Here is an 18,843-nt window from a genome sequence, read left to right as displayed (position 1 = left end):
CTCGGAGCGAAGCGATGATCGCATCAGACAGTCTGTCACGCTGGCAAGCGGCATTGCCCTTCTGGGTGTCCTTCCTGCTGATCCCCGTCGTCTGGCTTACCGCCGTTGCCGGAGGCTGGTGGGTCTTGCTTGTGCCTCTTTCGACTTGGTGGGCGTTTGCAGTTCTGGATCGGTTAACGGGGCTGAACCTTGAAAATGCCGATCCGGGCACGCCGGACGGCGGTCTCAAATGGTACATTCTGCTGACCAAGGCATGGGCCCCGGTTCAGTTTCTTACGCTGTTTGGGTTGCTCTGGTACGCCACACATACCGATCACCTGTCTGTTTTTAGCAAGATTGGGTTGTTCTTCGGGATGGGTGTGATCTCGGGCACCATCGGGATCAACTACAGCCATGAACTGATGCACCAGAAAGGGCGGTCAGAACGTTGGCTGGGTGATATTCTACTAGCCATGGTGCTGTATTCTCACTTCCGGTCAGAACACCTGCTTGTACACCACCGCTATGTCGGGACGCCCCGCGATCCGGTCACTGCGCGGTATAACGAAGGATTTCACCGCTTCTATCCACGCGTCCTGTGGCAGTGCCTTCGCTCTGCCTTCCGCGCGGAGCAGGACAAACTGGCGCGCAAACAACGCCCTTGGACCGACCCGGCAAATCCGTTCTGGCGCTATTGGGCGTTGCAGACGGGCATGCTCGCGCTGGCCTTCGGGGTTGGGGGATGGTCGGGCGTCGCCCTGTTCCTGATACAGGCCGGCGTTGCCATATGGCAGCTGGAGCTGGTGAACTACGTCGAACATTACGGCCTGACCCGCAAACACCTGGGCAAGGGCAAATACGAGCACGTCCAGCCGCGCCATTCGTGGAATGCCTCGCAAAAAGCGTCGAACTGGTTGCTGATCAACCTACAACGTCATTCCGACCACCACTACAAACCAAACCGGCGCTTTCCGTTGCTGCAGCATCACTCGGAAGACGCAGCCCCACAATTGCCCTACGGCTATCCGGTCATGACGGTTGCTGCGATGATCCCACCGCTGTGGCGCCGCGTCATGAACCCCCGCGTCAGGGCATGGCGGCGTCAATATTATCCAGAAGTCACCGACTGGAAGCCGTACAACAAATCGCTCAACCCGTTGCCGCGGTCCTGACCGCAGCGCGCGCCAGCGCGCTGCCCGGCCCAACGGGATGACCCGCATCTTTGATGCGTGGCAGATCGGCGGGAGCCACCCGTCCTACCGAACCCAGATATCCATAGAGCCCTGAACCCCACGGACCGGCTGGTTCTCATGCCTCACAAAACCTGCTGTCAGATCGGTAGCGTTGTTGCCTTCTTGTATCACCTGTGCCCGTACCGCATCACTCAGCACCACGCGCGCGCCCAGTTCCCGCGTCAGCGCCTCAAGCTTGGCGGAGACATTCACCGCATCCCCGATAACCGCAAATTCCAGTCGGTTCGCTCCGATGTCCCCCAAAACCACCGAACCGTAGTGAACACCGATCCCCACGTGAATCTCGGGCTCGCCCGCGCGCCGCCGTTCAATGTTCCAACGATCGATCACGCCCACCATATCACGGGCGCAGGCGACCGCGTTGCTGGCATCCAATGGGGTCGGCACCGGTGTGCCGAAGGTTGCCATCAATCCGTCCCCCAGATATTTGTCCAACGTGCCATGATGGCGAAACACTTCGGTTTCCATTCGGGCGTGAAACCCGCGCAAAACTTCAATGACGTCATAGGGGTCGCGCCCGGCAGCGAATTTGGTAAACCCCACGATGTCGATGAACAAAACGGCGATGTCTTCTTTGCGAACCTGCTTGAGCGGCTCATCATTCTGGCTGAGCTCGTCCACAACGTTCGGAGAGAAATATCGCGACAGGTTTGCGCGTTCCCTTTCAAGCCCGGCATTTGTCATCAACAATCGATTGAGCCGCCGCATCGAGATACCAAGCGTAACCGCGACCATCAGGAATACGATCACCTGCTGAATACGCTGAGGGACCATGAAACTGTTGGGGTCCAGCAACTCCGCAACATCCGGATACCCGGCCAATGCCTCGAACATGCGCTCACTGATGCCCGGAATTGGCGTAGCGACCCACCAGGCGATGATCCAGCCTACCGTCCACATCGTCGCCGTCCACGTGCCGATTGCCACGACCGTGCGCCACGAATAGGCCAGAGTTCCCGCTGCCAGAATGATGAAGAAATACTGGAAGTTGTCGAACCGGTATTGCATTGCCAGCGGTCGAACATCATCGCTGAACGGGTTCGGCACGATCATCCCCAAAGTCATGATCAGCAAGTCGACGAAGATCAGCAAAAGCTCGACCCGTGACTGGCCCACGCTGCCAGCCCGCCGGATCAACCAACCATTGGCGCAAATCAATAACAGGATGAAGTGATACCACAGAACGTCCCAATGGGGGTTCAGGTAGATCAACAAAATGCCAGTCAGGCCCATCGCTACCCAGCGGGCGCGGACAGCCAGTTCCAACCCTTCGCGCTTGTGCCGTTCCAGCGCAGCCTCGGTGTACTTGTTGTCCAGATCATATTTGTCGGGCTGTGTCACAAAAAACCGCCCAAATCGGGTTTCGCTGGCTGTGGTATCCGACATTGCCAAGGTTCCTTCCGTGAGCAGCAGGACAAGGAATCTCATATCGGAACTGAATGAAGAATAAAACAAAAGACCCCGCCGAGATCGGCGGGGCAAGGCGTAGTGCCTTGTGTCAGGCCACAGGCACCGGCGGCATTCTTGAAATCAGTTGTGCATCTCGGACCGGATCTGCTGACGCAAAACGTCGATCGGCACCGTTTTGCCATCGCGTTTGAAGCACCAATAGGTCCAGCCATTGCATGAGGGCGCGTTTTCCAGATGCGCCCCGACCTGGTGGATCGAGCCTTTGACGTTGTCGCCCACCAGCGTTCCGTCCGCACGCACTTTGGCTTTGTGACGCTGATTCATGGAATAAAGCTCTTCACCCGGACGCAACATACCGCGTTCAACCAATTGGCCAAAGGGCACGCGCGGCTCAGCGCGTTTGCTTGCGCTGACTTCCAGCGCTTCCCGGTCGAATTTGCGGACTTTCGAGATACGCTTCTCGGCAACCTTGCGATAGCTTTCCTCGCGCTCAATCCCGATAAATTCGCGGCCCAGCATCTTGGCAACGGCACCGGTTGTGCCCGTCCCAAAAAACGGGTCCAGAATAACATCACCGGGGTTGGTCGAACCAATCAGGACACGGTGCAGCAGCGATTCCGGCTTTTGCGTCGGGTGCGCCTTGTCGCCATTTTCATCCTTGAGGCGTTCATGTCCGGTGCAGATCGGCAGAACCCAGTCGCTGCGCATCTGCACGCCTTCGTTCAGCGCCTTCAGCGCTTCATAATTGAACGTGTACTTAGCACCCTCACGCTTTGAGGCCCAAATCATCGTCTCATGCGCATTGGTAAACCGCTTGCCACGGAAATTCGGCATCGGGTTCGATTTGCGCCAGACAACATCGTTCAGAATCCAGTATCCGGCGTCCTGCAGGGCTGTACCGACGCGAAAAATGTTGTGGTAGGACCCAATCACCCAAATCGCGCCGTTGGGCTTGAGGAGACGATGCGCCGCTTTCAGCCATTCGCGGGTGAACAGATCATAAACACCAAAGCTTGAAAACTGATCCCAGTGATCGTCGACCGCATCAACCTGGCTGTTATCGGGGCGGTGCAACTGGCCTTTGAGTTGCAGATTATACGGCGGATCCGCGAAAATCAGATCAACCGACTCCGCAGGCAGACTGTTCATCACATCGATGCAGTCGCCAGATAGAATCGTGTTTAAAGGGAGCGTTTTCACGCCCTTTTTGGTGGTTGTTGTCATTTTACTGCCTCAAGTATCCACGGCGCTTTTGCGCTCATTTGGTTGAGACAAGGATGAGTCAAAGTCGATTCGCCGTCAATTTCTTTTTTGAATCAGCGGCTTACGATTTACTCTTGATACAAGATATTGTGTACCGGCTTGAATGAACGCCTATGATGTGGGGTCACACCAAGATTTCGCAGCGCTTCTCTGTGTTGTTTTGACGGATAGCCTGCGTTCTTCTCCCATCCGTAGCCGGGATGCTGTTGCGCCAAATCCACCATCAGTTGATCGCGCCAGTTTTTGGCAATGATAGAAGCCGCCGCAATCGACACCGAATGCGCATCCCCTTTGACAACTGCCTGCGCCGGGATCGTCAAACCGCGAGGGATCATGTTTCCGTCAATCAGCAGATAGTCCGGCGGAGGATCAAGGGCCGCAACCGCTCGTTCCATCGCCAGATGCGAGGCACGCAAGATGTTGTGTTCGTCAATCTCGGCAACCGAGGCTTCAGCTATCGCAAATTCAGCCCGGTCACGAACCGCGATATCCAAAACAGCCCGTCGTTTCGCCGTCAGTTTCTTGGAATCGTTCAGCCCCTCGGGAATATCTTCGGGGTTCAGGATCACGGCGGCGGCAACCACAGGCCCGGCCAATGGCCCACGGCCCACCTCATCCACACCGGCAATGCGCAGATATCCTTGCGCCACTGCCGCCTGTTCAATCGAATAATCTGGCGTTGTCATACCAACCGAAAACCGCGTTTCGCGCCCCACCGCAAGAAAAAAAAAGAGAGGGCGGCTTGCGCCACCCTCTCCTGCGCGGCGCTTCTGTGGCGCCGCTCCTGCTCGAAAGTGATTACTTGTAAACGACGCGGTATCCCTTCTGGCGCAGGCATGCGGGTTCATATGCCCGCTTCACCTTATTGCCGTTCCAGAATCCGACCTTGCACTCTTGCGGCAGGCTATTGGCATGTTTGTAGTGCTTCTTGAGGCACTTCGGCGCCAGAAGCGGATGATTGTTCGAATACGTATTGAATGTGCGCAGGCATTTCTGCGGCAGATCATATCGCGCGACATGCTGCGGCAGAGGGCGCACCGGGTAGCTGGGCTGCGCTACATAAGGTTGGGGCGTGTAGGTCTGATGACGCGTTGTCCGGGTCCGGTTCTTGCGTTTTTCCTGGTTATAGTAGTGGACCCCTGCCCCGATGATCGCAATAGCGGCAAGCCCACCAAGGATGTCCTTGGCATCCGCAGCCCGCGCCTGCGAGGCTGAGACGCCGGTGATGGTAACAGCAGTAGCGACGATAATAGCGATGAACTTCCGGTGCATGATGCGTGTCCTTCCTGGTGTTTCGGGGCGATCCGGCACAGACCGCAAACGTGATGCCCCAACACTGGGTCCGCCCGCTTCAGACAAGCAATAACGGGCGGTTGTTATCCGATATCACGCCCCTCAAACCCCTTAGGTTATTGAATATCGTGCAAACCCATGCGCAGGATGCAGCCTATGAAACCGATCCTCTCTTCTCTGGCCGTTGCGGCCCTGATATCGCTTGGTACCGCCGCGTCGGCAGAGTGCTATGCGGACTACAAGGCCAAGCAGGACAACCCCCTGCGGCTGCATTATGGCGTGATGCAGGTTTCGGCCTGTGATAAAGGCCAGGCCCGACAAGAAGTCTCGCAACGCCTTAGTGCTTCGGGCTGGACCTTGTTGAACGTCATGTCTGTCTTTGGGCCGGAAGGATTGGAAAAAAGGAAGGCCAATGCCGGACAATTCTATCTCCGTTACTGAAGCCAGACGGTCGGGAACAAGACTGGTCGGTGCGGGTATTGCGGCGATCATCCTGATTCTCGTCACTGCCGCCATCTTTTTGTTCTGGACCCTGCCGGACGCCAACGCCTTTAACGCACGCGTTGAACGGCTATTTGTCGAAAGCGATCTGACCTCGCAGACTGAAATTCGCCTGTTGGAGATATTGGCCCAGTCCGGCACCGCCTTTGCCGATACGCTGTCCAGCTATCGTATGGTGATATTTGTATTGCTGGTCTTTGCCAGCGCCATGCTTGTGACGGCGCTGGTTTTTCTGGTGATGCTAGTGATGCTGAACCGTCGGATGGCGCAAATTGAACGAACTGGTATTCAAGTGACATCCTTGCTGATCAGTCGCGAGGAAAACACCGTCTACCTGAACAATATGGATTTCAAACTGACGCCCGCAGCGATGGAGACATTGTCCGTCCTGGCTGAGTCTCGACTGGATGATGAGGTTCTATCCGGTGTTCAGATCGAGGCGATGATCTCGGGCAAAAGCGCCGCCGACTGTGACGAAGCTGCCGGCGCCACGCGGATCAAAAGGTTGCGTGATGCCTTGGGCAATCAGATGGTCAGCGAGCTGCTGGTCAAGAACATCGCCAAGAAAGGCTATATGCTGTCCATCGAAAAGGATGTAATCCAGATGGTCTGATCCGACGGGGTTTCGCAGCTATCGCACGATAAAAATGCCGAGACCGCCCCTTGGAAATCCCCTTCACAAGGCCCATCCTATAGTGACCCCGGGCCAGGGAGGATGATGATGAACGTCCACGCCACAGCAAGACCAAAGGGCTATGGGATCTCGGTCGAACGGTTAAGCGGTAAAATTGCGATTTACCGGGACCAGGACCTTTTAGCCGAAAGCAGCAACGCCAAGGTCATGTACGAAACGCGGCTGCCGCCAACGATCTACATCCCGCGCGAGGACGTGCTGGTGGATCTCAGCGACGAAACCGAGTTGCAGACTTTTTGCCCCTTCAAGGGCACTGCGACCTATCACGACGTCATCCTTGATGGTGAACGACTGGCCAATTCCGTTTGGGCCTATGAGGAGGCCCTGCCAGAAAGCGCCGCCATTCAAGGGCATATCGGATTTTTGCCCAACGCGTATACCCGGATAGATTTGGGCGATAACCAGCTCCGGGAACCCGAAGACGGCAATATCAGTGGTCCTTTGATCGATTGGCTGATGCGTGGGGCGTCTGCGAATGACACGCCTGAGGCATTCACCAAAGCGCTGGCCGAGAAAATGCTGGAACATGGGATCGCCATCCAGCGCCTGAGCATCCTGACATGGTCCCTGCATCCGCTGATAGCGGGCAAGCACTACATCTGGGAAAAGGGTGAGGCCGAGATTTCGACCAATGTTCCGACCTACGAAATCCACGACCACCCGGCTTATATCAACAGCCCATTACGTCATGTGTCGAACGGGCTGGGCGGCGTGCGACAGCGGCTGAACGCGGAAAATCCCCACAATAGCTTTCCAATAATGGAGGACCTGCGTGAAAAAGGGGCGACCGACTATGTCGCCATGCCGTTGCCGTTCTCGGATGGACGTACCAACGTTCTGACCCTGACCTGCGATCACCCGGACGGTTTCACGACGGAAAACCTAGGGCTGGTGTTCGAATGCTCGCTGGTCATCGCCCGGTTTTATGAGGTTTTCATGCAGCGCGAGAACGCTCAGGTCCTGCTTGAAACCTATGTTGGCAAACGCTCGGGCGCGCGCGTCTTAGGGGGTGAGATCCGGCGCGGTGACGGGGATGAAATTGATGCCGCCATTATGTTCTGTGATCTGCGCAATTCGACCAGCTTGGAAGAGAAACTGGGGCGCGCCGACTACATAAATCTACTGAACGACTTTTTTGAAACCGTTTCTGGCATTGTGCATGAAAACGGCGGCGAAGTCCTGAAGTTCATCGGTGACGCGGTCCTTGCCGTGTTTCCAGCGGGTGAGGATTCAAAAAACGCCCGCGAGAACGCGCAGCGAAGCGCCATCAACATCGTAGAAAAGTTGGGAGAGTTGCGCCAGTCAGGTTCCGACAACCATTGTGATTGCTCAATCGGGGTTGCCTACGGGCGCGTGACCTACGGCAATGTCGGTTCACGTGAACGGCTGGACTTTACCGTGATCGGACAAGCCGCGAATATCGCTGCGCGTCTGGGTGAATATGGAAAAACCAAAAACCACAGGATTGTGGTGTCTGCCGATATTGTGCCCGCCTGCGCCAATGCGCTGCCTCTTGGCGACGTCAAGCTGCATAACGTTTCGCAACCGGTCGAGTCTTATGCTCTCAGAACGTCCGCAGATGCCGTTCTGAACGCTTAAGATACAAAAAGCGCGCAGTTCAAATCAATCAGGGCCACCCGACAATGCTTCTGGTGGTCGTCGCGCGTCCGAAGCACTTTTTTGCCTTAGACACCAAGCAGGATTAGCGCAGTCTGCGCCGGGGAAATCGCGCTTTCAAGCTGGGCGATTTGACTACGGGCAAGGAATTGATCTGTCAGCCGCTCTATTGCGGCCTTATCCTCGAATTGGGCCAGATCATCGGACCCGGTCAGCCCTGACAACCTGTCTTTGAACACTTCCAGTTGCTTGTCGATATTCAACTGGCCAAAGCTGGACGGTAACCCCAGAGCATTTTCCATCATCCGCCGCAGCGGAGGCAAGCTCATCAAATCAAACCACTTGGTATCTTTGCTGCCTTCCTTTTGAGCCAGCTCCCCCAGAGCATGCTGCGCATACAAAGCGATCCGCATCGTTTCATCTGATTCACCCACAGCAATTTCAAATCGCGACACGACACTGTCACGTGCAATCTCTTCCATGTTGGTGATCAGCCCGGTTTTTCGCACCTCGCCCGGCCCAAACCCAAACGCCTCGGAAAACTGCCGGTACCTTTTGTCGGACAGACGATTGGACAACGCATCCTGCGCCTTGGTCCCGTCGGACAGGATCTTCTGGATGAAATAGCGATTGTCCAAGTCGGATTCCAACCCAAAGGCGCCAAGTGCAACTTGCAACAGCCGGCGATCGGACACCAATTCCTCTGCTGTCTGGACCTTTTTGATCTTCTCCAAAAAGTACTCACTGTCCCTTTTGTTGACAGGGGACGAAGAAAAACTGTCGATCTGCGCGTCATATGTCCGCTGCAGGAATCGCCAGCCGACAATGCCGCCCGAAGGTATGACCGGCTGGAACGTCATTACTGGTAGGCCATGAGCCGCTCTTCGCGGGGCAGCAGCGCGCGCAAGGCTTTAAGGCATTTGTAAAACTGCTGATCCAGAAGCGCTTGCGTTGCCTCGGACAGAACCCGGCGACTGTCGGCGTCAGTAAAGACCTGGCTCAGCTCTTCGACGCGCCGTAACAATTGTTGGCGTGCCTGATCGGGTTCCATATGTCCAGACAGCACAAGTTGAGCAGCATAGCAGACACGTCGAACCGGAGTGTTCACCTGGTCTGGGTGGATCGCATCCCGCAGGCGCAGTACATTTGCCTCAGGCGTCATGATCGAAAACCGACTACGGCGGTCGCCATTTTCCACGACTACACCGTTGATCAAAACCCGCTCTTTCGGCGCCAATTTCAAAACCAACCCTGCCATCAGGTAGCCCCCATTTGGCGAAGACCGCGCAGAACCGCCATGTTGATCTCCAACAATGGCTCAACCGAGGCTTTGTTCCCCAATACCTGGCTGCTGTGTTGTTCGGTGAATTCAGCCAGATAGAATATCCGCGCACGCAGATCATTTGGCAGCGCATTGTCAGAGTCCGTGACGCCACTGGCCAGTACGGTCCACAGTCGCCGGTTTTCGTTTAAAGCCTGCACAAACGCGCCGAAATCTGATTTTTGGCGGGCCGCGGCGGCCTTGAGCCTGCGCGTGATTTTCGAAATCGCTTCGTATTCCGTATCGCGCGGGGTGCGCGTTGGCGCGGCGGTCTGTGCATATGCTCGTTGTGCGAGGGCTTGCGGGGTCACTTAATATCCTTCCGGTAATCTGCCACTTGGCGGTCAGTATCGGGGCGCGTTGCCGCGCCCCGACCATGTTCCTTAACTTAGCGGAACAGTGACAGAATCGACTGCGGTGCCTGATTTGCGATCGACAGCGACTGGGTTGCCAGCTGTTGCTGAACCTGAAGCGCCTGCAGACGTGCCGAGGTTTCTTCCATATCCGCATCGACCAATGACCCGATTCCGGATTTGAACGAATCCGCCAGGTTCGAAATGAACTCCTTCTGCGTTTCGATCCGACCTTGCGAAGAACCAAAAGCCGCCGATGCATCGATCGATGTGTCAATCAGCGTCTCGATTGTGGCCAACGCGGCCGTAGCACCTGCACCGGTTGAAACATCAATGCCCGTCAATGCGCCAAGACCGCCTGAACCCGCGTTCACATACTGAGCCGAGAACGAAATGTCCGTGCCGGTGGCATTGGCAACGGACAAGGTGCCCGCGGTGCCCGAGTCATAATCAACAGTCAGACCCGTGATACCAAGTTCATCAATTTTCGCCTTCAAACCCACTGCAACGATATCACCGGTCGTAGAGGCCGCAGCATCCGTTGCAGAAACCGTGTAGGATACGACCTGATCGTCGATCGCCAACACAACCTTGTCACCTGCAGCAAACGCACCACTGGATTCATCCGTTACCAGCGCAGTTGCCGAAGTTGTGCCGTTGTCAATCGTCGCACCAACGCGGTCGTTGCCGGTGGAAGACCCGGTCGAACCGTCAAACACCTGAGCCGCCGTGTACCCGCCGGTAGAAAGGTCCTGACCCGCAACAGTGATAGACGACGCGGTCACGTTGCCAGAGTTGTCCCGGTCAAGAGACGCCAGGATCGAAGCGGAACCCGCCGAGCCGTTAACCAGGTTGAGGCCGTTGAATTGCGCGGCGTTAACAACCGAGTTTATCTGGCCCTTTAACGCGGTGACATCGTCGTTGATCTTGTCGCGATCTACGTTGTCTTCCTGTGCTGCAACGATCTTGCTTTTCATCTGAGACAGCAGATCGGTGACCGTTTCGGACGCGTTACGCGCAACCGCTACGGTGGACTCACCCAGTGCCAGGCTGTCTTTGATCGCGTTGAAGCCTTTGACATCCGATTCCATGACCTTGGAAATCGCCCAGACGGCCGAGTTGTCTTTCGCAGTCGCAACGTCCTTACCGGTGGAGATCGCGTTCCGCGTTGCCCCAAGATCCTTGTTGACCGACTTGAGAGTTTGCAGCGCAACCATGGCGCCATTGTTTGTCAGAATGCTGGACATTAGCTTTCTTCCTTTTCCGTTCGGGCCCTTTGCGCCCATGCTCATCCCGCCACTGGTGCGGGCTTTGACGTCTTTCTGATCGGTGCGATCCGCCGTCGGGCTGTTCGCGCCACCTGATTTGTCCAGGTGCCCGAACACCTTTGACGTCGATCCCCTAACGGAGTGCTAAAGCGCGAAGGTCAGAAACCTCGGATTTGAATCAAACCCTTATCTATGCCCGTTTTTCCAGCTTGGCTTGATGGCGGACGGCAAATTCGCTGCGCTGCCCGTCCGCACCATAGGTGGTGAATTCTTGCCGCACGCGCCGTAACTCGGCCATGCGGTTGGCCACCGCGCGAATCCCTTCGGCGGCGCTGTTTAGTAACGCCTGGTTCCGCTCGACCTTTCTTTGCAGGCGGATCAGTTCATCACTATCAAAGACGTCAAGATCATTAATCGCACCGATCAGTTTTTCCTTTTCCGGAGCCGTGTTATGCAGACGATCCAGATCGCCCTGCACCAGCGCGTTTCGCTCAAGCTCAAGAACGTCTTCGAGTGATTTTACAAGGTCGGCTTCAGACGTCTTTGGCATCGGTTTTCTCCATCATAGATTGGAACAGGATTTCAGAAAGGCCAACGCCACCGGATCTGGCCAGCGCACGGGCCTGATGCTGAACAAGAAATGAGGCAAACTGATCTTCGCCTGCACCGCCGCCAAAGGATTGGCGCGCTTTGCCCAGCCCGGCCGATTTCAGCATCTCACTCAGAAACGCAGCCTCTAGTTCTATGGCCGCCTCCCGCAATTTCTGGGAATAGGCAGGGGGGTGAGATGGGGAGAGAGGCGGGGAAACCTTCATTGCTTTCTCCAAAAATTGCATCGAACTTTTTCGATCAAAAGCGAAAGCAGTTAAAATAAACGTAACTTCCTGCAGGCAGGTTTCCGGTCGCGCAACCGGAGTCGGAGCATAATGCCCAACCCTCTTTCAGTGATGTCATCCTCGCCGACCGCAACCGCCAAACCCCACGGAATCAATCCCGAGCAGGGGGATGAAAGTGGCGCTACGTTTGAGGCCGTGCTCAATCAACACAAAGGTGAGAACAAAGAAGAAGCAGCCGCTCTTACAGGCGCAGAACCGGACGTGGACGTTGAAACGGACGAGGCTGTCTTGCTTGAAGATGCAGAAGTGTCCGCTGATCTCAACCAGAGTGAGCGGACACCCCTTCTGGACACGCGTCTTGAAGTGGGCACAAAACGCGATCCCTCCGAAACACCCGTGTCAGCTGCGTTAACCGACCCGCGCAGTCCGAAAGTGCCTGAAACCGAGCAAACCGGCCTATCCAACAAGGTCGATAGACTGGATGCAGGCATCAATGATTCGCGCATAGTCACCCCGGATTTTCGGCACAGCGCGGCTTTGAGCCCTGCGTCACAACCAATTGCTGCGCGGGGAAAGGTGGACCTTGCGGCTTTTGCGTTGCAACCTGTGGGCGTATCCCGAAAAGAGACCGCAGACCGGACCGTTCATCCAGAGCGGCACCGGCATGAAACGCAACATCCGCCGCAAAGCAATCTTGCACCTCAACAAACGACCAACCCGGATCGCGCACCAAGCATCGCTCAATTGCAGATGTTCGCGCCGGAAAAAACCCGTGCTCAGACTGACGCGCCAGCATTTCACGAGGTCGAAGACGTTCACGCCCTCAGGGCAGATTCGCCCGTTTCGGCGGGGCGGGATCCGGTAACTTTTACACAAGCCATGGCACAGACTGCCCGGGCCGAGACAGCGCGCGCCGTCGCCGGGCAAATGGCTGCCGTCATCACCACACAGCCGAAATCCGGTTCCGTTGAAATCGCGCTGAACCCCGAAGAACTGGGGCGGGTGTCCATCATGTTGAACGGCCGCGATGACGGATTGCATCTGACAATTTCCGCCGAGCGCCCGGAAACCCTCGAGATGATGCGCCGTCATTTGGCGGTGTTGGAGGAAGAGTTCAAAAATTTTGGCTTAGGCGATCTGTCATTTGACCTCGGGACATCCGGAGACGCCGAACAGAATCAGGCCGGCCACCAGGAAGGATCGCCTGCTGAGACCGCGCAACTCACCGATTCCTCTTCAAACGCGCCACCCATTCCCAAAACCGGCCCCGTTGGCCGCATCGACATGAGGTTGTGAAATTGATTACCCCGACCCAATCCAACGCCCAACCGTCAGCCACAGTTCAAACCCAAGACGCGTCAAAGCAAACAGGTCTGGCATCGGACTTTGAGACATTCCTGACAATGCTGACCGTACAGGCCCAGAATCAGGACCCGTTGAAACCGTTGGATGCCTCGGAATATGCATCGCAACTGGCGCAATTCTCGATGGTCGAACAACAGGTTCAGACAAATGATTTGTTGGCGACACTTGGACAGGCGCTGGGTGGCGCAAATCTGGACAAACTCGGCAAATGGATCGGGATGGACGTGCGAGCGCCCGCGGCTTTCCAATATGAGGGCGAGCCTTTGACGCTGTTTGCCACACCCTCACCAGATGCTGACAAGGCGGTCATAGTCATCCGCGACAGTGACGGAGCCGTTGTCGATCGTGTGGCTGTTTCCACGACCGACGATAGAACGGTTTGGACTGGTCAGGGAAGCGATGGGCAGCCTCTGGCGGCGGGGAGTTACTCGGCCACACTGGAAAGTTATGATGGCGACGAGCTGTTATCGACACAGCTGGCAGAGACCTATGGCGAAGTTGTCGAAGCTCAGGTTACGGACAATCAGGTTATGCTGACCCTCGAAAGCGGGAAGGTTGTCGCTGCTACGACGGTAACCGGGGTCAGAGCCGGAACTTGATCTGCCGGGCAAGACAGTTCAAACCTTGGCAGATTCGACTCGCTAACTGCATTGGTGAAACTCCTGCCTGCCCCAACCCGCCCCCCTTCTGATCTGGTCGACGATCTGCGCGCCCGTGACTTTGTTCAGCCCGGCGCAGAGTTTCAAACGTTGTATGGCGGGCGAACAAATCAGGTCTGGAAAGTACTGGGTGGCAGCGGTGACAAGGTTCTGAAGCTGTATCGCGCAACACCGCGCAATCCGCTGTTTCGCAACGACCCGGAACTCGAAGCGCTATGCTTACGCACCCTTGAGCCAACCGGATTTGTTCCTCGCCTGCGTGCGACAGGAACACATGATACAGGCCATTGGGTGTTCTACGATCACGCTCCCGGATCACCGTGGCAAGAAAGGCCTGAGAGTGTCGCTGGTTTGCTGAGTGAACTACACAGGCTTGATGTTTCGGTCCAAGCGCCGGATGGCTGCAATGGCAGTCGGGACCTGGCTGAACATGCCGAGCGTATTCTAAGCGTCTGCACCTCTGATACACGAGCACGGCTCGCGCAGCTGCGCCCCAAAGGCCATGTGCCCGCGACCGCACACACATGCCTGATCCATGGCGATACCGTGGCCGGAAACATCCTTGTCGCGGCGACCGGCATAACCCTGATCGACTGGCAGTGCCCGGCTTGGGGCGATCCGTGCGAGGACATTGCGATGTTCCTGTCCCCAGCCATGCAACGGCTTTACCGCGGCGCACCCCTGAGCGTGACCGAGGAAGAGCGGTTTCTGGCAGCATATGGTCACGATGAAACTGTCGCGCGATACCGGGATTTGCGCCCGTGGTTTGCATGGCGCATGGCTGCCTACTGTTTGTGGCGCATCGAAAACGGGGCTGCAGATTATGCCCAAACGCTCGAACTGGAAGTCGCCGCGCTTTAGAGCGATAACCGATCCGCGATTGCCATCGCAGCATAGGCGGGCGGCATCAAGGCGCGCCGCCAGAACCCAAGAGGAAACCGTCCCGGCGGCTGTGCAATCGGCGCGGGCAACTCGGTCTGTTTATCCAAAACCAGGCGGGCAAGGGCGCGCCCGCAATACGTCCCCATGGCAACGCCGTTCCCGTGATAGGCAAAGGCGGCAAACATTCCGGGTTGATCGGGAACCGGCCCGACATAAGGCGTCAGCTTGCGCGACAGGCACACCATTCCGGACCACATATGGGTCACATCCACTTCTTTCCATTCCGGAAACATGGCCTGAAAGTCCCGACGCATTGTCCGGCGAATGGCGGCCTCGGCCCGAGGGGACGACTGTAACCCTCCGCGCATGCCGAACAGGAACCTCCGATCAGGCATCAGGCGGAAATAGTGCAGCAGGTTTCGGGTGTCATAACACATCTGCTCCGAGGTCCACCCCTGCGCTTGCAACTCAGCGTCTGTCAGGGGCCGGGTCACCAGAACCGTGGATTGCGTGGGCATGTAGCGTCCCGACAACCAGGGCGGCATATCCTCGCTGGAGTATCCGTTCGTACAAATCAGAACATTCGTGGCGCGGATTTGACCTGATCCGGATTCAATATCGAACCCGGCCTGAGCTTTCCTGATGGTTTCAACTGGCGATTTCTGGAAAAGCTGTACGCCCCGCGCCTGGGCCGCACCTGCCAAGCCAAACAGGTACTTTCGAGGGTTAAGAGCGAAACCAACCGGATTTGTATAGGCACCATGAAAGGAACCGCCCAGACCCAGGTGTTGCAGGTCACCAGAACCGTGCAAGACACCTGATGCTTCTGCGTTACGACGTAGCTTTTCCATCGCCCGTGCCGAATGGGCCAGTTGGGTTTCCCCTTTCGAATGGGTATCGGCGTCGATCTGATGCTGTTCCAGCAAATCCGCGACAAGCTGAACAGCATCTTCTTCCGCTTGTTCGTAGGACTGCGCAGCCTCAGCGCCAAACCCACGGACCAAAGACCCATGGCTTAGCTTGGACCCTCCGAGACAGCAAAATCCGCCATTCCGGCCCGAGGCACCCCACCCCGGGGTTGCGGCCTCAAGAACCGCAACTTTCACACCTGCCTCGGCCAGATGCAGGGCTGCCGAAAGCCCCGTGAAACCGCCGCCGACGATTGCGACGTCAACGTTCAGATCACCTTTATGGGTCGGCCAATCAGGTGCCGAAATTGTCTGATCCCACCAGCAGTTCTGAAGGGGTCCAGGCCCATAGGTGTAGTCCGGAAAAAGACGCTTCATTCGGTGCGCGCAGCGGCAAGTTCATCCTGCTTTTGCCGAACCATTGCGCGTTTCGTCACCAGCGAGGCGGTGATAACGCCAACCGTGACGACTGCAATCATGATGGTAGACAGCGCGTTGATCTCGGGGCTGACGCCCAGACGCACGGCCGAGAATATCTTGATCGGCAGCGTTGTCGCCGACGGGCCCGAGGTAAAGGACGCGATAACCAGATCGTCCAGCGATAGGGTAAAAGCCAGCAGCCAGCCTGAAATCACCGCGGGCGCAATGATCGGCAGTGTCACAAGACGGAACGCCTGCGCTGGCGAACATCCCAGATCCAAAGCGGCCTCTTCCAGCGACTTGTCAAATGTCACAAGGCGCGAGGACACGACGACCGACACAAAGCACATCGAAAAGGTTGTGTGGGCCAGAACGATGGTCAGAATGCCCCTGTCCAGCCCAATGCCGATAAACAGCAGCAGCAACGACAGGCCGGTGATCACTTCGGGCATTACCAGAGGCGCGTAAATCATTCCGGAAAACAGTGTCCTGCCAAAAAACCGCCCGCCACGGACCAGAACATATGCGGCAGCGGTGCCAAGAACGGTGGCCAATGTGGATGAGAACACCGCAACCCGTATCGTCACCCAGGCCGCGTTCAGAAATGCCTCGTTCTGGGCAAGCTCACCGTACCATTTGGTCGAGAACCCCGCCCATACTGTGACCAGCTTGCTTTCGTTGAAGCTGAAGATGATCAGGATGACCATCGGGATGTAGAGGAACGCAAAGCCCAGTGTCAGAGACACCGCGTTGAACCAACTCAGCCTGTTCATTGCTCGGCCTCCGTCTGTTTCTGCTGGTTGCGCTGGAACAGCACAATCGGAATCACGAGGATCAGCAACAACACAACGGCAACGGCACTGGCCACCGGCCAATCGCGGTTCGAGAAGAACTCTTCCCACAGCACCTTGCCGATCATCAGCGTGCTGGACCCGCCCAACAGCGACGGGATCACGAATTCACCGATCACCGGGATCATCACCAGGAAACAGCCGGCGATGATACCGGGGCGCGACAGCGGTATTGTCACCAGCCAGAACGCCTTCAGACGGGAACAGCCCAGATCTTCTGCTGCTTCGATCAGGGATTCATCCATGCGCTCCAACGACGAATAAATCGGCAGGATCATGAAGGGCAAATAGGTGTAGACGATACCAATGTAGACGGCAGTATTGGTGTTCAAAATGGTCAGCGGGGTCGAAATGATACCCAGCCACAACAAAATCTGGTTCAGATAGCCTTCATTGCTGAGAATTCCCATCCACGCGTAAACGCGGATCAGGAACGAAGTCCAGAACGGCAGGATCACCAGCATCATCAGTGTCGGACGCCATTCGGCTGGCGCGCGGGCCATCCCATAGGCAATCGGATAACCCACCAGCAACGTCAGAACCGTCGAGATCAGAGCGATCTTGACGCTGGACAGGTAGGCTTTCCAGTAAAGGTCATCTTCGGTCAGCCAGACGAAGTTTTCGAAATCCAGCTGGCTGAAAAAGTCGGTTATCCCAGCCCAACCCTGCGACAGATCCAGAGTCGGCGTATATGGCGGGATCGCCAGCTCGACATCCGACAGCGAAATCTTCAGAACGATAAAAAACGGTATCAGAAACAGGGCCAGCAGCCAGACATATGGAATAGCGATCAGAAGGGCGCGGCGCATCAGTTTGCCAACAAAACCGCAGCCGTTGCCGTCCATGACAGCCAGACCGGGTCTTCCCATGTAAACGAACGGCGCGAGATTCGGCGCGTGTTGGCCGATTGCGCCTTGATGATCGTGCCATTTGGCAGTTCCACGTAATAGGTGGACAAATTGCCCAGATAGGCGATGTCAAGCACCTTGCCCTGTACCGCATTGATGGCATCCGCCGGGCGGTCGGCCGAGATCGTCACCTTTTCGGGGCGGATCGCCAGATGGCAGCTTTGCCCGTTCGAGAATTCTGTCGACGAGGTTGCGGTCAGCGGGGATTGCCCCTCGGCCCAGTCGATCTGATAGGCTTCATCGCCGTTCGCGGTCGCCCGACCTTCGATGATATTCACATCCCCGATAAAGTCAGCGACATAGACTGAGTTGGGGTTTTCATAGATCCTGTCCGGCGTCGATACCTGCATCAACTTGCCTTGATCCATCACGGCGACGCGGCTGGCGACAGTCATCGCCTCTTCCTGATCATGGGTCACGATCACAAAGGTGGTGCCGGTCTTTTCCTGAATGTCCATCAGCTCGAACTGGGTGTCCTGCCGCAGTTTTTTGTCCAGCGCACCCAAGGGTTCGTCCAGCAACAGCAGTTTTGGCGCTTTGGCCAGTGACCGTGCCAGCGCGACCCGTTGCCGTTGGCCACCCGAAATCTGGTGCGGTTTACGGCGGGCGAATTGCTCAAGCCGGGTCAGGCGCAACATCTCTTCCACGCGGTCTTCAAGATCCCTCTTGGGCATGCTGTCCCGGCGCAAACCGAAGGCGATATTCTCCCAGATACTGAGGTGAGGAAACAGCGCATAAGACTGGAACATCATGTTCACAGCCCGTTTGTTTGGCGGGATCGGGTCGATGTCCTGCCCGCCCAGCATGATGTGCCCTTCGGTAGGTTTTTCAAACCCTGCCAGCATCCTCATCATGGTCGTTTTGCCGCAACCGGATGGACCGAGCAAAGCAAAGAATTCCTGTTCGAAGATGTCCAGTGACAGGTTGTCGATCGCCGTGAATCCGCCAAAACGCTTGGTCACATTCTGGAATTGGATCAATGGTTTCGCCTGTGGATCTTCCCACGGCGCAAAGACGTTTGTGTTCAAGGCGGCCCCCGTTCGACGGTCTGATTGAAAGGGC

The 18,843-nt window shown here is 56.6% G+C and carries 21 protein-coding genes; 7 read left to right on the top strand and 14 right to left on the bottom strand.

The annotated features are described in order from the left end of the window. The first annotated feature begins 14 nt into the window (after window positions 1–14). On the top strand, window positions 15–1,151 hold the full coding sequence (locus AC2FFP_RS15030) for an alkane 1-monooxygenase (protein ID WP_496768593.1): 1,137 nt from the start codon (window positions 15–17) through the stop codon (window positions 1,149–1,151). Window positions 1,152–1,235: 84 nt separating this feature from the next. Here the strand turns inward: AC2FFP_RS15030 and AC2FFP_RS15025 are convergent, their stop codons facing one another. The 4 genes from AC2FFP_RS15025 to AC2FFP_RS15010 form a co-directional block, all read right to left on the bottom strand. Next, window positions 1,236–2,618 (bottom strand): adenylate/guanylate cyclase domain-containing protein, encoded by a 1,383-nt coding sequence (locus tag AC2FFP_RS15025; protein WP_496768595.1) that lies wholly within the window; start codon window positions 2,616–2,618, stop codon window positions 1,236–1,238. Window positions 2,619–2,762: 144 nt separating this feature from the next. Next, window positions 2,763–3,866, bottom strand: coding sequence for a site-specific DNA-methyltransferase (locus AC2FFP_RS15020; protein ID WP_496768598.1), 1,104 nt, complete (start codon window positions 3,864–3,866; stop codon window positions 2,763–2,765). A 107-nt stretch (window positions 3,867–3,973) separates the two neighbouring features. Beyond that, a complete protein-coding gene (gene rnhB / locus AC2FFP_RS15015; protein WP_496739368.1) occupies window positions 3,974–4,591 on the bottom strand; it encodes a ribonuclease HII in 618 nt (205 codons plus the stop codon). 112 nt (window positions 4,592–4,703) lie between these two features. Then, window positions 4,704–5,177: a hypothetical protein gene (locus AC2FFP_RS15010; RefSeq protein WP_496768599.1), complete on the bottom strand. Its 474-nt coding sequence runs from the start codon at window positions 5,175–5,177 to the stop codon at window positions 4,704–4,706. A gap of 177 nt (window positions 5,178–5,354) precedes the next feature. Between AC2FFP_RS15010 and AC2FFP_RS15005 the strand changes: the two genes are divergently transcribed. The 3 genes from AC2FFP_RS15005 (at window position 5,355) to AC2FFP_RS14995 (ending at window position 7,992) form a co-directional block, all read left to right on the top strand. After that, window positions 5,355–5,639 carry a hypothetical protein gene (locus AC2FFP_RS15005; protein WP_496768601.1) on the top strand — a complete coding sequence of 95 codons (285 nt, stop codon included), beginning with the start codon at window positions 5,355–5,357 and terminating at the stop codon, window positions 5,637–5,639. Then, window positions 5,611–6,312 carry a winged helix-turn-helix domain-containing protein gene (locus AC2FFP_RS15000; RefSeq protein ID WP_170563590.1) on the top strand — a complete coding sequence of 234 codons (702 nt, stop codon included), beginning with the start codon at window positions 5,611–5,613 and terminating at the stop codon, window positions 6,310–6,312. The genes AC2FFP_RS15005 and AC2FFP_RS15000 overlap by 29 nt, the downstream gene beginning before the upstream one ends. A 108-nt stretch (window positions 6,313–6,420) precedes the next feature. Beyond that, window positions 6,421–7,992, top strand: coding sequence for a DUF427 domain-containing protein (locus AC2FFP_RS14995; RefSeq protein ID WP_496726540.1), 1,572 nt, complete (start codon window positions 6,421–6,423; stop codon window positions 7,990–7,992). An 86-nt stretch (window positions 7,993–8,078) separates the two neighbouring features. On the opposite strand, the gene AC2FFP_RS14990 is transcribed toward AC2FFP_RS14995, so the two are convergent. From AC2FFP_RS14990 to AC2FFP_RS14965, 6 genes are all read right to left on the bottom strand, one after another. After that, a complete protein-coding gene (locus tag AC2FFP_RS14990; RefSeq protein WP_496779425.1) occupies window positions 8,079–8,870 on the bottom strand; it encodes a DUF1217 domain-containing protein in 792 nt (263 codons plus the stop codon). Then, window positions 8,870–9,268: a flagellar biosynthesis repressor FlbT gene (gene flbT / locus AC2FFP_RS14985; RefSeq protein ID WP_496842244.1), complete on the bottom strand. Its 399-nt coding sequence runs from the start codon at window positions 9,266–9,268 to the stop codon at window positions 8,870–8,872. Before flbT ends, AC2FFP_RS14990 begins: the two co-directional genes overlap by 1 nt. Beyond that, entirely contained in the window at window positions 9,268–9,642 is a 375-nt protein-coding gene (gene flaF / locus AC2FFP_RS14980; protein WP_496842242.1) for a flagellar biosynthesis regulator FlaF, read from the bottom strand. The genes flbT and flaF overlap by 1 nt, the downstream gene beginning before the upstream one ends. Window positions 9,643–9,719: 77 nt before the next feature. Continuing rightward, on the bottom strand, window positions 9,720–10,931 hold the full coding sequence (locus AC2FFP_RS14975) for a flagellin N-terminal helical domain-containing protein (RefSeq protein WP_170417286.1): 1,212 nt from the start codon (window positions 10,929–10,931) through the stop codon (window positions 9,720–9,722). A 211-nt stretch (window positions 10,932–11,142) separates the two neighbouring features. Then, window positions 11,143–11,502: a flagellar biosynthesis protein FlgN gene (locus tag AC2FFP_RS14970; protein ID WP_282120342.1), complete on the bottom strand. Its 360-nt coding sequence runs from the start codon at window positions 11,500–11,502 to the stop codon at window positions 11,143–11,145. Beyond that, complete coding sequence (locus tag AC2FFP_RS14965; RefSeq protein ID WP_496768610.1) at window positions 11,486–11,767, bottom strand: rod-binding protein; 282 nt, start codon at window positions 11,765–11,767, stop codon at window positions 11,486–11,488. Before AC2FFP_RS14965 ends, AC2FFP_RS14970 begins: the two co-directional genes overlap by 17 nt. Window positions 11,768–11,878: 111 nt before the next feature. Between AC2FFP_RS14965 and AC2FFP_RS14960 the strand changes: the two genes are divergently transcribed. Genes AC2FFP_RS14960 through AC2FFP_RS14950 form a run of 3 tightly spaced genes read left to right on the top strand, consistent with a single transcriptional unit; the run spans window position 11,879 to window position 14,673 of the window. Continuing rightward, window positions 11,879–13,084, top strand: a complete 1,206-nt coding sequence (locus AC2FFP_RS14960; protein ID WP_496881207.1) for a flagellar hook-length control protein FliK — start codon at window positions 11,879–11,881, stop codon at window positions 13,082–13,084. Next, a complete protein-coding gene (locus AC2FFP_RS14955; RefSeq protein WP_496768614.1) occupies window positions 13,081–13,752 on the top strand; it encodes a flagellar hook capping FlgD N-terminal domain-containing protein in 672 nt (223 codons plus the stop codon). The genes AC2FFP_RS14960 and AC2FFP_RS14955 overlap by 4 nt, the downstream gene beginning before the upstream one ends. A gap of 54 nt (window positions 13,753–13,806) precedes the next feature. Next, window positions 13,807–14,673 carry a phosphotransferase gene (locus tag AC2FFP_RS14950; RefSeq protein WP_496726533.1) on the top strand — a complete coding sequence of 289 codons (867 nt, stop codon included), beginning with the start codon at window positions 13,807–13,809 and terminating at the stop codon, window positions 14,671–14,673. Here the strand turns inward: AC2FFP_RS14950 and AC2FFP_RS14945 are convergent. From AC2FFP_RS14945 to AC2FFP_RS14930, 4 genes are read right to left on the bottom strand one after another with little or no spacing between them, the layout of a single operon-like run. Further along, the gene (locus AC2FFP_RS14945; protein WP_496768616.1) at window positions 14,670–15,980 is read right to left on the bottom strand and encodes an NAD(P)/FAD-dependent oxidoreductase; all 1,311 of its coding nucleotides are present in this window, start codon (window positions 15,978–15,980) and stop codon (window positions 14,670–14,672) included. The genes AC2FFP_RS14950 and AC2FFP_RS14945 overlap by 4 nt on opposite strands. Further along, entirely contained in the window at window positions 15,977–16,795 is an 819-nt protein-coding gene (locus tag AC2FFP_RS14940; protein WP_058272596.1) for an ABC transporter permease, read from the bottom strand. The genes AC2FFP_RS14945 and AC2FFP_RS14940 overlap by 4 nt, the downstream gene beginning before the upstream one ends. Then, a complete protein-coding gene (locus AC2FFP_RS14935; RefSeq protein WP_496881206.1) occupies window positions 16,792–17,682 on the bottom strand; it encodes an ABC transporter permease subunit in 891 nt (296 codons plus the stop codon). The genes AC2FFP_RS14940 and AC2FFP_RS14935 overlap by 4 nt, the downstream gene beginning before the upstream one ends. Further along, a complete protein-coding gene (locus AC2FFP_RS14930) occupies window positions 17,682–18,809 on the bottom strand; it encodes an ABC transporter ATP-binding protein (protein WP_496881205.1) in 1,128 nt (375 codons plus the stop codon). Before AC2FFP_RS14930 ends, AC2FFP_RS14935 begins: the two co-directional genes overlap by 1 nt. Window positions 18,810–18,843 lie beyond the last annotated feature (34 nt).

This window comes from Ruegeria sp. YTSC004 (assembly GCF_059609805.1).
This window is presented reverse-complemented; position numbering and strand designations above follow the sequence as displayed.